Origin of the sequence: Pseudomonas sp. R3-56 (assembly GCF_051132075.1) — a bacterium.
Taxonomy (GTDB): Bacteria; Pseudomonadota; Gammaproteobacteria; order Pseudomonadales; family Pseudomonadaceae; genus Aquipseudomonas.
Genome location: NZ_CP071657.1, coordinates 703,925 through 716,167 on the forward strand (window position 1 = coordinate 703,925; position 12,243 = coordinate 716,167).

Sequence of the window (12,243 nt, forward strand, 5' to 3'; positions counted from 1 at the left end):
CAGCCCAGCGGGAGCAAGCTCCCTCGCCACGGGCCTTGTGTGTCTGGCTAACGGCGTTGAATCAACTGGGTGCGAATCTCAGCCATCCCTTGAGCATCCAGCTCCACCCAGAACTGCGGCTTGCCGGCAATCAGCGCCGCCACCGGCAACCCATCGCGATACACCAGTCGATTACTCGCCAGCGCCGGCACTTTCGCCCCCGGCAGCAAGGTCCCGGCGAGGTTCAGCGGATCCACCCCGCACACCGCGATCAGGCTGCCATCGCTGGGACGGCGCCGCGTTTCGCGCAGCAGGGGAATGGCTTCGGGTAAGGCAAATTGCTCGCCGGCCAGCCCGCTGACAAACCGCCCGCCGCGAATCTCGCCGCGTGCCTCCAGGCGATGGAAGGTGCGCAGCAACTCGCGCCAGCTCGGCAGCCAATCCGCCTCGCGCTCCAGCAGCCGCCAGAACACCACGCCGTAACGGCGCAGCAGGGTCATGGCGATGTGTTCCAAGGTCTCGGGCGCAGTCGGCGCCGGGCGCTTACCCGGTTGCGCAGCAGGCGAACTGCGGCGCAACAAGGCCCAGCGCCCGGCGTCGTCCATGCCGCCGACAAATGCTCCACGCCCGCGCCGGCTGCTGCGGGCCTGGCGCTTGCTGGCGGGAGTGATCAAGGCTCGCAGCCCGGCGAAGCTGTCGGCGTTCACCAGCCCGGCGCCCACCAGTTCCTGCAAGGCGCTTTCCAGTTCGCTGCGCAGCAGGTGCGCCTCGTGCAGCAGCTCATCGAAAAACAATGCGCCGTGCTCGCTGAGGGCCTGGTGGACTTTTTGCGTCCTGGGCGACAGCTCGTCGAGCGGCGTCTGCTCGGCCAGGCTGCTCCAGAGCCCGACCTGGCGGCGCGGCAGCAAGACGATCGGCGTGCTGCGCAAAGCGCTGGCGGACAGCTTCTGGCGGGCGCTCAGGCGCGTCCAGACAAACTTGCCGCTGCGACACAGTTCGTCGAGCCAGCTCGCTGAATAATCTTTGATCCGCGCCGGCAGCAGGTCGCTGTCCCAGGCCGAGGCGGCCGCCGGATAACCTTCGAACTGGCTGACGATCGATGGCAATACGGCGTTGCCCCGGCCTTGGGCGGATGGCGACAGGTGCTGCCAGTCGAAGAGGAATCGCATGAAATCCTGCAGCGTCACCGGCTCGATTTCCCGGCGCAGGCGCTTGACGGTGTAGCGGTGGATCCGCGCCAGCAGGTGCCGCTCGCACCATTCTTCCTGCCCGGTGCCCGGCGTAAACCGACCGCGCAGCACATACCCCTGCTGCTCCAGTTGGGCCAGGGCCTGGGTCGCTTGCGCCGGTGACAACCCCAGCGGATAGGCGATCGCCGTCAGCGGCTGCGGGCCGAAGGCGCTGAGTCGCGCCCGCAGCACCTCGACCACGGCGTCGTCGCTGTCCCACTGCTCATCAAACCCCGGCAGTGGCGTCAGCGGCGGCTGCCATCGGGCCTGTGGATAAATTGCTTGCAGGCACGTCAGCCGTTCCAGCGGTACCCACAAACCACGCTCCTCGCTGATCCGCACATGGCTGGCGCGACCGCGCTCGGCCAGGGTCCGCAAGCCCTCCAGCCACGACGGCTCGGCGTCGGCTTCGCTGTCGGCGATGCACGCCAGGCTCATCAGCGCTTCATGGATTTCATCGATATTGCTCGGCGTCGGCCAGGCCTCTTCCCGGACCGCCTGAATGGCTTCGGCATCCAGCGCGCCGAGGTCATCGGTGGATTGCGGATCGCTCCAGCGGCGATTGATCACCGCTTGGGTGCGGCGTTCTTCCAAGGGCGCGTCGTCGAGAAAGGTGTAGGGTCGGGCGCTGAGAATTTCCGCCGCCAGGGGCGAGGGCGCCGGCAGGTCGCGGCTGACCAGGCGGATCTTGCCCGCTTCCATGCGCCGCAACAGGGCCAGCCAGCCTTCGCTGTCCATGGCTTCGTGCAGGCAATCGTCGAGAGTCTGTTCCACCAGCGGGTGGTCGGGAATCTCTCGCTCGCCGGCGAGGTTCTCCAGACAAGCGATCTGGTCGGGAAAAACGCTAGCGATCAGGTCTTCGCTCTTCATGCGCTGGATCTGCGGCGCGACCTTGCGCCCACCGGCGTAACGCGGCAACGCCAGGGCCACGCCGGCGTTCCAGCGCCAGCGCACCCCGAACAACGGCGCATCCAGCACCGCCTGGATCAGGATCTGTTCGGCGCTGTGGCTGTTGAGGTAACGCCAGACCTCGTCCAGCTCGAAGCTGTGGCTGGTGGACAGCGAGAGCACGATGGCGTCTTCGCTGGCGGCGGCCTGCAATTCGAAATTGAACGTGCGGCAGAAACGCTTGCGCAGGGCCAGGCCCCAGGCGCGGTTGATGCGGCTGCCGAACGGCGTGTGGATGATCAGTTGCGTCCCGCCGGATTCGTCGAAAAAGCGCTCCATCAGCAGCGTGTCCTGGGACGGCAGGGCGCCGAAGGCCAGGCGCGCCGGGGCGAGGTAATCGAGCAGTTGCTCGGCGCTGGCGAGGTTCAGTTGCAGGGTCCCGGTCAGCCAGTCGAGGGCCGGCTGCAGATTGCCCGGTGTGGCGCCGAGCAATTCATCCAGGCGGGCTTGCAGGCGGGCCACGGCCTCGGACAACTCGGCGCTGCGCCCCGGGGCTTCGCCGAGCCAGAACGGGATGGTCGGCGGTTGGCCCTGGGCGTCCTCGACCCGCACGCGGCCACTTTCGACGCGGATGATCCGGTACGAGGTATTGCCCAACTGGAACACGTCGCCAGCAATGCTCTCGACCGCGAAGTCTTCGTTGACGCTGCCGATATTCAGGCCCTGGGGTTCGAGCAGCACGCTGTAGTCGGCATTGTCCGGAATCGTGCCGCCGCTGGTCACGGCGGTGAGCTTGCTGCCTCGGCGCCCGCGCAAGGTCCGACTGACTGCGTCGCGATGCAGGTACGCGCTGCGCACACCCTGGCGGCCATTGACGCCCTCGGCGAGCATCTGCAACAGCGCCTGGTAATGGCCTTCGTCGAGTTCGGCGTAGGGCGAGGCACGGCGGAACATCTCCAGCAATGCCTGTTCGTGCCATTCCTGGCAACTGACCTCGGCGACGATCTGCTGCGCCAGCACATCCAGCGGCGCCTCGGGGATGTGCAGGATGTCCAGCTCGCCACGGCGCACGCAGTCGAGCAGGGCGACGCACTCGATCAGGTCGTCGCGAGTGGTGGCGAACAGACGCCCCTTTGGCGTGCCGCCGACTTGGTGGCCGGAGCGTCCAACCCTTTGCAGGAACGCCGAGATCGAACGGGGCGAGGCGATCTGGCAGACCAGATCGACATCGCCGATATCGATGCCCAGCTCCAAGGACGCGGTGGCGACCAATACCTGCAGTTCGCCGCGCTTGAGGCGTTGTTCGGCGTCGAGGCGAAACTCCTTGGCCAGGCTGCCGTGATGGGCCGCCACCGCCTCCTTGCCCAGGCGCTCGCTCAAATGCCGGCTCAGGCGCTCGGCCAGGCGCCGGGTATTGACGAACACCAGCGTGGTCCGATGTTGCCGGGCCAGTTCGGCGAGCCGGTTGTAGACCAGTTCCCAGACATCGTTGGACATCACCGCCGAAAGCGGCACAGGCGGCACTTCGATGTCCAGGTCCCGTGGGCGGGCGTGGCCGATGTCGACGATTTCACAGGTGCGTCCCTGGCCGACGAGAAAGCGCGACACCGCTTCGATGGGTTTTTGCGTGGCGGACAGGCCGATGCGCACCAACGGTTCGGCACACAGCGCTTGCAGTCGCTCCAGGCTCAAGGCCAGGTGGCTGCCGCGTTTGCTCGCGGCGATGGCGTGGATTTCATCAATGATCACCGTGCGCGTGCTGGCGAGCATCTGCCGGCCGGAATCGGAACCGAGCAGCACGTAGAGCGATTCGGGCGTGGTCACCAGGATGTGCGGCGCGGTCTTGCGCATCGCCGTGCGATCTTTTTGCGGCGTGTCGCCCGTGCGCACCGCCGTGGTGATGGGCAACGGCGGCAAGCCCATTCGTTGCAACTGCTCGGTGATGCCGGCCAGGGGATTTTGCAGATTGATGCGGATATCGTTGCTCAACGCCTTGAGCGGCGAGACGTAGACCACCAAGGTCTGGTCCGGCAGACCGCCTTGCTCCAGGCCGCGATGCACCAGGTCATCGAGCACCGCGAGAAACGCCGTCAAGGTCTTGCCCGAGCCGGTGGGCGCCGCGACCAGCACCGAACGCCGTTGGCTGATCAACGGCCACGCCCGGGCCTGGGCGGCGGTGACCGCCGGGAATGTCTGGCTGAACCAGGCGCGAACGGCGGGGTGAAAGCCTGCCATGGCGTGGTCGGCTGGAAGGGGCAGATTCATGAAGGGCAGTTTAGGCGGGTGGGGTGGGTAGGATGCAAGTACCGTCCGGGATCTCTATTGCCTGTTCAGGCCCCATCGCGAGCAAGCTCGCTCCCACAGGGGATCTCGACTGTGCATGCAATCATGTGGGAGCGAGCTTGCTCGCGATGGCGGCCTCAAGGCCTGCGCAAAGCCACGATCTGCACATTACGGATGACGGTTGCGCACTAAACCCGCAAAATGCAACGATTCCGACCACGCCCACGGGCGTTGTCGACCAAAATTCTTGTGCCAACAGACTGGGCCTGCTGACTTTATGCGAATGCGCCTTATGTTACTGGGCGGCGGAAATGCCCTTGGGCAGGCGCTGATTCGCCTCGGTGCAGAAGAAGACATCGGTTTTCTTGCCCCCCGCCCACCCGAAGATGGCTGGGATGCCGCGAGCCTGACGCAGTTGCTCGACGACACCCGGCCGGACGCCCTGATCAACCTGGCGTACTACTTCGACTGGTTCCAGGCCGAGACCGTCAGCGAGCAGCGCCTGGCGAGCCAGGAGCGGGCGGTCGAGCGCCTGGCCGAACTGTGCCAGCATCACAACATCGTCCTGGTGCAACCATCGAGTTACCGTGTATTCGACGGCTCGCGCGCCACCGCCTACAGCGAAAAAGACGAGCCGGTGCCCCTGGGCTTGCGTGGCCAGGCACTGTGGCGCATCGAGCAAAGCGTGCGCGCCACCTGTCCGCAGCATGTACTGCTGCGTTTTGGCTGGCTGCTGGACGACAGCGCCGATGGCATCCTCGGACGGTTCCTGGCCCGGGCCGAGCAGCCCGAAGAGCTGCTGCTGGCCGACGACCGCCGGGGTAATCCGACACCGGTTGACGATGCGGCGCGGGTGATCATTTCGGTGCTCAAGCAACTCGATTGCGCGGCGCCGCTGTGGGGCACGTACCATTACGCCGGACACGAGGCGACTACGCCGCTGGCGCTGGGCCAGGCAATTCTTACCGAAGCCCGCGCCCTGCACCCGCTGGCCATCGAGTCGCCCACCCCGCAGGCCCATGCCGCGCGGCCGGACGCCGCCGAAGAACCGCAGCACGCGGTGCTGGCCTGCAAGAAAATTCTGCACACTTTCGGGATCAAGCCACGCGCCTGGCGCGCCGCACTCCCGGGCTTACTGGATAGGTTTTATCGCCATGGCTAAAGGCCCTGTTTTAATCACCGGCGGCGCCGGTTTCATCGGTTCGCACTTGACCGACGCGTTGCTCGCCAACGGCCATTCGGTGCGCATTCTCGATGACTTGTCCACCGGCAAGCGCAGCAACCTGCCGCTGGACAACCCGGCAGTCGAACTGATCGAAGGCGACGTCGCCGATGCGGCGCTGGTCGCCCAGGCCATGGCCGGGTGCAGCGCGGTGGCGCACCTGGCGGCGGTGGCCTCGGTGCAAGCCTCGGTGGACGACCCGGTACGCACCCACCAGAGCAATTTCATCGGCACCCTGAATGTCTGCGAGGCCATGCGCCAGGCGGGCGTGAAACGGGTGCTGTTCGCCTCCAGCGCCGCAGTCTATGGCAACAATGGCGAAGGCCAGTCCATCGACGAAGACACCTCCAAGGCGCCGCTTACGCCCTACGCTTCGGACAAGCTGGCGAGCGAGCTCTACCTCGACTTCTACCGGCGCCAGCACGATCTCGAACCGGTGGTGTTCCGCTTCTTCAACATCTACGGTCCACGCCAGGATCCGTCCTCGCCGTACTCGGGGGTCATCAGCATTTTCAGCGAGCGGGCCCAGAAAGGCTTGCCGATCAGCGTGTTCGGCGACGGCGAGCAGACCCGGGATTTCGTCTACGTGGAAGACCTGGTACAGGTGCTGGTGCAGGCCATCGAGAAACCTGAAGTGCAAGCGGGCGCGGTGAATGTCGGCTGGAACCAGGCCACCACGCTCAAGCAGATGCTCCAGGCCCTGGCCGACGTGGTCGGGGATTTGCCTGCGATCAGCTACGGCCCGGCGCGCTCCGGCGACATCCGCCATTCGCGGGCTGATAACCGGCGGTTGCTGGAGCGTTTCGACTTGCCGGCGCAAACGCCGATGAGCGTGGGCCTGGCGCGGTTGCTCGGGCGCTGAGTTTCACCAGCCCAAACACTGTGGGAGCGAGCCTGCTCGCGAAAGCGGCGGATCAGTCAACATCCATCACCGACTGATCCACCGTCATCGCGAGCAAGCTCGCTCCCACAGGGGCTTTCATACCTTCAGGTTCGGCTCAGAACTTGTAGCCCAACCCCACCATGTAGACGAACGGATCCACGTCCACGTCAACCTTGGCCCGCGTTCCGCCGGCCACCGCGTTGTTGTCGACGTAGGCGGTGGTGTCGATGTCGATGTAGCGGACCTGGCCGTTGATCATGATGTTGTCCGTCAGCATGTAGTCGGCGCCGACTTGCCACGCCATGCCCCAGCTGTTGCTCGCCCGGAAGTTGCTGAAACCGTTGGCGCTGGCGTCGCTGCCGACGTGTTCGTCATAGATCCAGGTGTAGTTGATGCCGGCGCCGACGTAAGGCTGGAAGGCCGACTTGGCGTCGAGCGGGTAGTAGACCAGGCTCAGGGTCGGCGGCAAGTGCTTGAGTGTGCCGAGCTTGCCATTGGCGGCGCCCAGGGCGGTGCCTTTGATTTTCACGTCGTGCTCGAATGGCGAGGCCGCCAGCAGCTCGATTCCCCAATTGTCGGTGAGCATGTAGGCGAAGTTCAGGCCCAACTGAGTGTCGCTGCTCATGGTCGCCTTGCCGCCCAGGTCGGCACCGGCCAGCGGGCCACGGTCGACCTTGACGCTGGAACTGTCGGCATCCGGATTGACGGTGATGGCGCCGGCGCGAACGATGATATCGCCGGCGGTATGGGCCTGGGCGAGTGGTGCCGCGAGCGCGAGGGCGACGAGGGAAGCGCTGAGCAGAGACTTTTGCATGGGGGCTCCGGAGAACATTCAAAAAGGATGTCCCATGTTACGAAGCCGTCTGGAGCGGTCTTTTGACTCAGCTCAATGAAAGTGATGAGTGGGTCTTGAGGCTTCGCGAGCAGGCTCGCTCCCACAGTGGTTCTGCGGCGGGCACAGGATCTGTGTTCACAGCCGATCCACTGTGGGAGCGAGCTTGCTCGCGATAGCTATCTCATGAACAACACATCACTACCAGCCTCACTCCGGCAGCTCATACACATAAATCTTCTGCGCCTCCATCTGATACCCGGCATCGGCCAGTTCACTGGTGGATGGCTTGACCTGCATCGGCCCTTCCACCCAGTACGGTTGATAAAGCTCGTCGAGCTTGACCCCGACTTCGCTTTTCACATGCACGATCTGGTTCGACGGCGGAGGCGGCACGTGGATGCAGGCGCCGAAATACGGCACCAGCAGGAAGTCGGTCGTGCGGCCTTCCTCACTGACTTCCAGCGGCACGATATAACCCGGCAAGCGAATCTGCTGGCCGTCCAGGGCCTTGACCACCGGGGCGTTGGGCATGTCCTGCCGGGCCGCCGGCGCGGACTCGGCGGCCAGGGCGTCGCTCATTTTCGACAGGTCATGCAAGGGCGTCATGTTCGGCACTTCCGGCGGCGCGTCCGGCGGGATCATTTCCGACCAGGCCAGGTCTCTCGGCTCGGCCGCCCACAATGGCAGGCTGACCAGCATCAACAGCGCAAGCAGGGCGCGGGGCATTTTCAACGTCCTCATAAACGGATCGACAGGCCATCGGCCAGCGATTGGCGATAGGCGCGCCAGGCCGGCACGCTGCCCATCAGCAGGGCGGCGACCAGAATGCCAGCCAGCAGCGTCCATTCATACTCGCTCGGCCAGCCCAGGGGCAGATACAGGCCGTAGGCCGACTGCACGTAACCCTGGGCGACGGCGATGCCGATGTACAGCAAGGCCAGCCCGGAGGTGACTCCGGCCAAGGCCAGCGCAAAGGCTTCGAGCACCAGCAGCGTCGCGATGTGCCACGGCCGCGCGCCCACTGAACGCAGGATTGCCATTTCCCGGCGGCGCTCGTTGAGGCTGGTGAGGATCGCCGTGAGCATGCCGATCAAGCCGGTCAGCACCACGAACAGTGAAATCACGAACAAGGCCTTTTCCGCCGTGCCCATCAGGCTCCACAACTCTTGCAGCGCCACACCGGGCAGGATCGCCAGCAGCGGCTCGCCACGGAATTCGTTGATTTCCCGTTGCAGCGCAAACGTGGAAATCTTGCTGTTGAGGCCAAGCATGAACGCGGTAATGGCCTTGGGCGTAAGGTCCATGTTGCGGGCCTGGTCGGCGCTGATACGGCCGTTGCCCTGGGCCGGTACGCCATTTTTCCAGTCGACATGGATTGCCTCCATGCCGCCCAGGCTGATGTGCAGCGTACGGTCCACCGGCGTGCCGGTGCGCTTGAGAATCCCGACCACGGTGAACGGTTTGTCGTCATGCTTGACCAGGCTGATGGCCGCCACGCCGTGGGCCAACACCAGCTTTTCCCCGAGTTTGTAATGCAGCGCCTCGGCCACTTCCGCGCCGAGCACCACTTCGAACGGATCGCTGGCGAATGCCCGGCCGTCCGCCAGTTCCAGATGCTGCCGGCGACCGTACTGGTAGTGCTCGAAGTAGGCCTCGGTGGTGCCCATCACTCGATAACCGCGATGGGAATCGCCAAGGGACATGGGGATCGCCCATTTCACTTTCGGGTTGTTGGCGAACTGCTCGAAGCTGTCCCAGCGAATGTTATTGGTGGCGTTGCCGATGCGAAACACCGAGTACAACAGCAGGTTCACCGAACCGGAGCGAGCGCCGACGATCAGGTCGGTGCCGCTGATGGTGCTGGCGAAACTGGCCCGCGCCTCGGTACGCACGCGTTCCACGGCCAGCAGCAGGCAGACGGAAAGGGCAATGGCAAAAGCGGTGAGGATCGCCGTGAAGCGGCGGTTCGCCAGGCTGGCCATGGCTAGACGGAACAAATACATCTCAGACCTCGAGTGGCGTGGCGGCGCGATTGAGATCGGCCAGCGAGAGGTGGCGATCGAACAGCGGCGCCAGGCTCTGGTCGTGGCTGACAAACAGCAGGCTCGAACCGGCTTCGCGGCATTCGGCGAAGAGCAGCCGCAGGAAGTTTTCCCGGGCGTCGTAATCCAGCGCCGAGGTCGGCTCGTCGGCAATCACCAGTTCCGGTTGGCCGATCAGCGCGCGGGCGGCGGCGACCCGTTGTTGCTGGCCGATGGACAATGAGTCGGCGCGGCGATCCAGCAGGCTCGAATCGCTCAGCCCGAGGTGAGCCAGCAGCGTGGCGGCGGCTTGATCGACGCTGCCATGGCGTTGCTTCGCCCGTTGCGCGCGCAATGTCGAGAAATGGCAGGGCAGCTCGACGTTTTCGCGCACCGAGAGAAATGGCAGCAGGTTGAACTGCTGGAAAATGTAGCCGGTATGGTCCACGCGAAAGCGGTCGCGGCGGCCGGCGCCCAGTTCGCTGAGTTCCTGGCCGAGCAGGCGGATGCTGCCGCGATCGGGTGTCTGCACACCGCCCAGCAGCCCCAGCAACGTGGTCTTGCCGCTGCCGCTGGGGCCCTTGAGAAACAGGGTTTCACCGGCCTCCAGACGAAACGCCGGGATATCCAGCAAGAGCGGATGCCCGGGCCAGCTGAAGCCCAGGTCGGACAGTTCGATGAGTGCTTGGGTCATGTTGCCGATTTTTCAATGTTCAAAGGTGATTTGGGACCTGTGGGAGCGGGCTTGCTCGCGAAAGCGGCGGGTCAGACTGCATTAATGCCGATTGTGCCACCGTCTTCGCGAGCAAGCCCGCTCCCACCCAGGCTCGCTCCCACTTTGGGATTTGCGGTGGATCAGAATTTCAGTGCCGGCGCCTTTGCCGTTACTTCAACACCTTGCTGACCGTTCGGGCTGATCAGTTGTACCTGAATTTTCTGGGTGGCCGGGAAGGTTTTGAACAGGGTCGCCAGGTCCAGGTTCTTCAAGGTGCCCGGAACCGCGCAGGTGAACTGGTAGTGGGCATGGATCTCGCTGTGCTCGTCGTGATGCTCGTCGCCGTCTTCATCGTGGTCTTCATGGTCCGGCTCATCGCCGAAAAGCGGGCTCTCCAACTCCTGCTGGGCCACGGTGCACTTGGCCGCGGCCGGCAGGTTGAACAGCGCCAGGGGTTTTTCCAGCTGCGCCCGCACGGCGGCGACCTTGGCCTTGTCGGCATCGCTGGTGGCGGCGTGTTCGAAGCCGACCAGGTTCATCGCCGGGCTCTCCAGCTCCAGTTCCAGGGTCTGGCCGTCCAGCGCGGCGTTCAGCCGAGCGACGCCGTGTTCATGGGCGCCGAGGCTGCCGTGCTCATGGTCATGGTCGTGATCATGCTCGACGGCCGCGTGAGCGACAGCCAACGGCAGCAGGGCGAACGGCAAAGCGAGAAGCAGACGACGCATGACGAGTCTCCGGAAAGGTTATGTAATCTTATAACGAAAGTGCGCAGAGTTTGACCGTCTGCTTGGCGTCGCGCAAGGCCCATGGGAGCATGCGTAGATGAAATCTTCAGGAGCACGGTGATGTTGCGGATACGCGGAACCGTCGGCGAGTGGCCGGTGGACTTGACGATCGAGATGGATGAAGGCGACTGGGCGCAGCTCGGCGCGCAGTTGCAGGTGGCCAAGTCCGAGGTTGCGACGACACCGTCGGCCAGGCCGGCGAATCAGGACGATGCCCAATGGCAGATCGCCAAGGAGCTGCTGCGCAAGGCCGGGCAATTGACCGGCCCGGACTTGCTGGAGCAGCTGGAAGGCCTGACCGGCAGCGCTTCGTCCGGCAAGCGGCTGTTGGTGCGCCTGCGCCACAGCGCCGAGGTCAAGGTGCTGAGCGGCGGGGATACGCCGCTCTACAGCTGGGTCGGTCAGTAAAGCGCGGCGAACAGCTTGCGGCGATAGGTCGTCACCAGCGGGTGATCATTGCCCAGCAGCTCGAACACTTGGAGCAAGGTCTTGTGCGGCAGGCCTTCGCTGTAGCTGCGATTGCGGATGAACAGCTTGAGCAGCGCATCGAGGGCGGGTTCGTACTGCTGGCGCGCCAGTTGCTGGATCGCCAGTTGATACACCGCTTCATCATCCTGTGGGTCTTTCGCCAGGCGCGCCTTCAGGTCGGCGGCGTCCGGCAGGTCCTTGGCCAGGCCGAGGAACTGGATCTGCGCCTTGGCAGCGGCCAGTGCAGCCTTGTGTTCGTCACTTTTCACGGCATCCAGAACTGTCTGCGCTTCGTCCAGCTCGCCGCGCTCGGTCAGGCAGCGGGCATAGAGGATCAGCGCCTTGGCGTTGCTGTTGTCTTCCACCAGCAGTGCCTTGAGCAGGGCTTCGGCGTCGGCGAAACGACCGTCGTCGAACAGCGCCTGGGCTTCTTCCAGCGGATCGGCGGCGGCTGGCGGCGGCATCTGCACATGGGGTTCGAGCATTGCCCGCACCGCCGATTCCGGCTGGGCACCGGCAAAGCCGTCGACCGGCTGGCCGTCCTTGAACAACACAACGGTGGGCAGGCTGCGAATGCCGAAGCGGGCGACGATGTCCTGCTCGATGTCGCAGTTGACCTTGGCCAGCAGCAGTTCACCCTGGTAGCTCTCGGCGATGCCTTGCAGCATCGGCATCAGCGCCTTGCACGGCGCACACCACTCGGCCCAGAAATCCACCAGCACCGGTTTGTGGAAGGAGTTGGCGATTACCGACTGGTCGAAATCGGCAGTGGTGGCGTCGAAGATGTAGGGCGTGTCCTGGGTCATGGGAGGTCTCGTAGAACGCTTGAATGGGGCAACTATACGGCTTGGTGGGGGATGGCTGAAAGCCGGGTGGCTTTGAGAGGTGTATTGATTGGCAGGGCCCCATCGCGAGCAAGCTCGCTCCCACAAGGG

Annotated in this window: 10 protein-coding genes; 3 read left to right on the plus strand and 7 right to left on the minus strand. The window is 64.7% G+C overall.

Going from position 1 to position 12,243, the window contains the following annotated elements:
* Positions 1-47: 47 nt before the first annotated feature.
* Positions 48-4,361: a DEAD/DEAH box helicase gene (locus J3P96_RS03335; protein ID WP_434655290.1), complete on the minus strand. Its 4,314-nt coding sequence runs from the start codon at positions 4,359-4,361 to the stop codon at positions 48-50.
* A 295-nt stretch (positions 4,362-4,656) separates the two neighbouring features.
* Here J3P96_RS03335 and J3P96_RS03340 point away from each other — a divergent pair, with 295 nt between their 5' ends.
* The gene (locus tag J3P96_RS03340) at positions 4,657-5,541 is read left to right on the plus strand and encodes a sugar nucleotide-binding protein (RefSeq protein ID WP_434571510.1); all 885 of its coding nucleotides are present in this window, start codon (positions 4,657-4,659) and stop codon (positions 5,539-5,541) included.
* The gene (locus tag J3P96_RS03345) at positions 5,534-6,463 is read left to right on the plus strand and encodes an NAD-dependent epimerase/dehydratase family protein (protein ID WP_434655293.1); all 930 of its coding nucleotides are present in this window, start codon (positions 5,534-5,536) and stop codon (positions 6,461-6,463) included. The genes J3P96_RS03340 and J3P96_RS03345 overlap by 8 nt, the downstream gene beginning before the upstream one ends.
* A gap of 136 nt (positions 6,464-6,599) precedes the next feature.
* On the opposite strand, the gene J3P96_RS03350 is transcribed toward J3P96_RS03345, so the two are convergent.
* The 5 genes from J3P96_RS03350 to J3P96_RS03370 all read right to left on the minus strand — a co-directional run bounded on the left by J3P96_RS03350 (position 6,600) and on the right by J3P96_RS03370 (position 10,780).
* Positions 6,600-7,298 (minus strand): OmpW/AlkL family protein, encoded by a 699-nt coding sequence (locus tag J3P96_RS03350; protein ID WP_434571514.1) that lies wholly within the window; start codon positions 7,296-7,298, stop codon positions 6,600-6,602.
* A gap of 228 nt (positions 7,299-7,526) precedes the next feature.
* On the minus strand, positions 7,527-8,045 hold the full coding sequence (locus tag J3P96_RS03355) for a DUF3299 domain-containing protein (protein ID WP_434571515.1): 519 nt from the start codon (positions 8,043-8,045) through the stop codon (positions 7,527-7,529).
* Between the two features lie 11 nt (positions 8,046-8,056).
* Entirely contained in the window at positions 8,057-9,322 is a 1,266-nt protein-coding gene (locus J3P96_RS03360) for an ABC transporter permease (RefSeq protein WP_434655295.1), read from the minus strand.
* 1 nt (position 9,323) lies between these two features.
* On the minus strand, positions 9,324-10,034 hold the full coding sequence (locus tag J3P96_RS03365; protein ID WP_434571519.1) for an ABC transporter ATP-binding protein: 711 nt from the start codon (positions 10,032-10,034) through the stop codon (positions 9,324-9,326).
* 161 nt (positions 10,035-10,195) lie between these two features.
* Entirely contained in the window at positions 10,196-10,780 is a 585-nt protein-coding gene (locus J3P96_RS03370; protein ID WP_434655298.1) for a DUF2796 domain-containing protein, read from the minus strand.
* 120 nt (positions 10,781-10,900) lie between these two features.
* Here J3P96_RS03370 and J3P96_RS03375 point away from each other — a divergent pair, with 120 nt between their 5' ends.
* Positions 10,901-11,248 (plus strand): hypothetical protein, encoded by a 348-nt coding sequence (locus tag J3P96_RS03375; RefSeq protein ID WP_434655301.1) that lies wholly within the window; start codon positions 10,901-10,903, stop codon positions 11,246-11,248.
* Here the strand turns inward: J3P96_RS03375 and trxA are convergent.
* A complete protein-coding gene (trxA, locus tag J3P96_RS03380) occupies positions 11,242-12,114 on the minus strand; it encodes a thioredoxin (RefSeq protein WP_434655304.1) in 873 nt (290 codons plus the stop codon). The two genes, J3P96_RS03375 and trxA, sit on opposite strands and share 7 nt — an antisense overlap.
* Between the last annotated feature and the right edge of the window lie 129 nt (positions 12,115-12,243).

Coding starts and splice junctions, on each gene's coding strand:
- J3P96_RS03365 (WP_434571519.1), bottom strand. CDS start 10,034: ATGACCCAAGCACTCATCGAACTGTCCGACCTGGGCTTCAGCTGGCCC.
- J3P96_RS03350 (WP_434571514.1), bottom strand. CDS start 7,298: ATGCAAAAGTCTCTGCTCAGCGCTTCCCTCGTCGCCCTCGCGCTCGCG.
- J3P96_RS03340 (WP_434571510.1), top strand. CDS start 4,657: ATGCGAATGCGCCTTATGTTACTGGGCGGCGGAAATGCCCTTGGGCAG.
- trxA (WP_434655304.1), bottom strand. CDS start 12,114: ATGACCCAGGACACGCCCTACATCTTCGACGCCACCACTGCCGATTTC.
- J3P96_RS03375 (WP_434655301.1), top strand. CDS start 10,901: ATGTTGCGGATACGCGGAACCGTCGGCGAGTGGCCGGTGGACTTGACG.
- J3P96_RS03345 (WP_434655293.1), top strand. CDS start 5,534: ATGGCTAAAGGCCCTGTTTTAATCACCGGCGGCGCCGGTTTCATCGGT.
- J3P96_RS03355 (WP_434571515.1), bottom strand. CDS start 8,045: ATGCCCCGCGCCCTGCTTGCGCTGTTGATGCTGGTCAGCCTGCCATTG.
- J3P96_RS03335 (WP_434655290.1), bottom strand. CDS start 4,361: ATGAATCTGCCCCTTCCAGCCGACCACGCCATGGCAGGCTTTCACCCC.
- J3P96_RS03360 (WP_434655295.1), bottom strand. CDS start 9,322: ATGTATTTGTTCCGTCTAGCCATGGCCAGCCTGGCGAACCGCCGCTTC.
- J3P96_RS03370 (WP_434655298.1), bottom strand. CDS start 10,780: ATGCGTCGTCTGCTTCTCGCTTTGCCGTTCGCCCTGCTGCCGTTGGCT.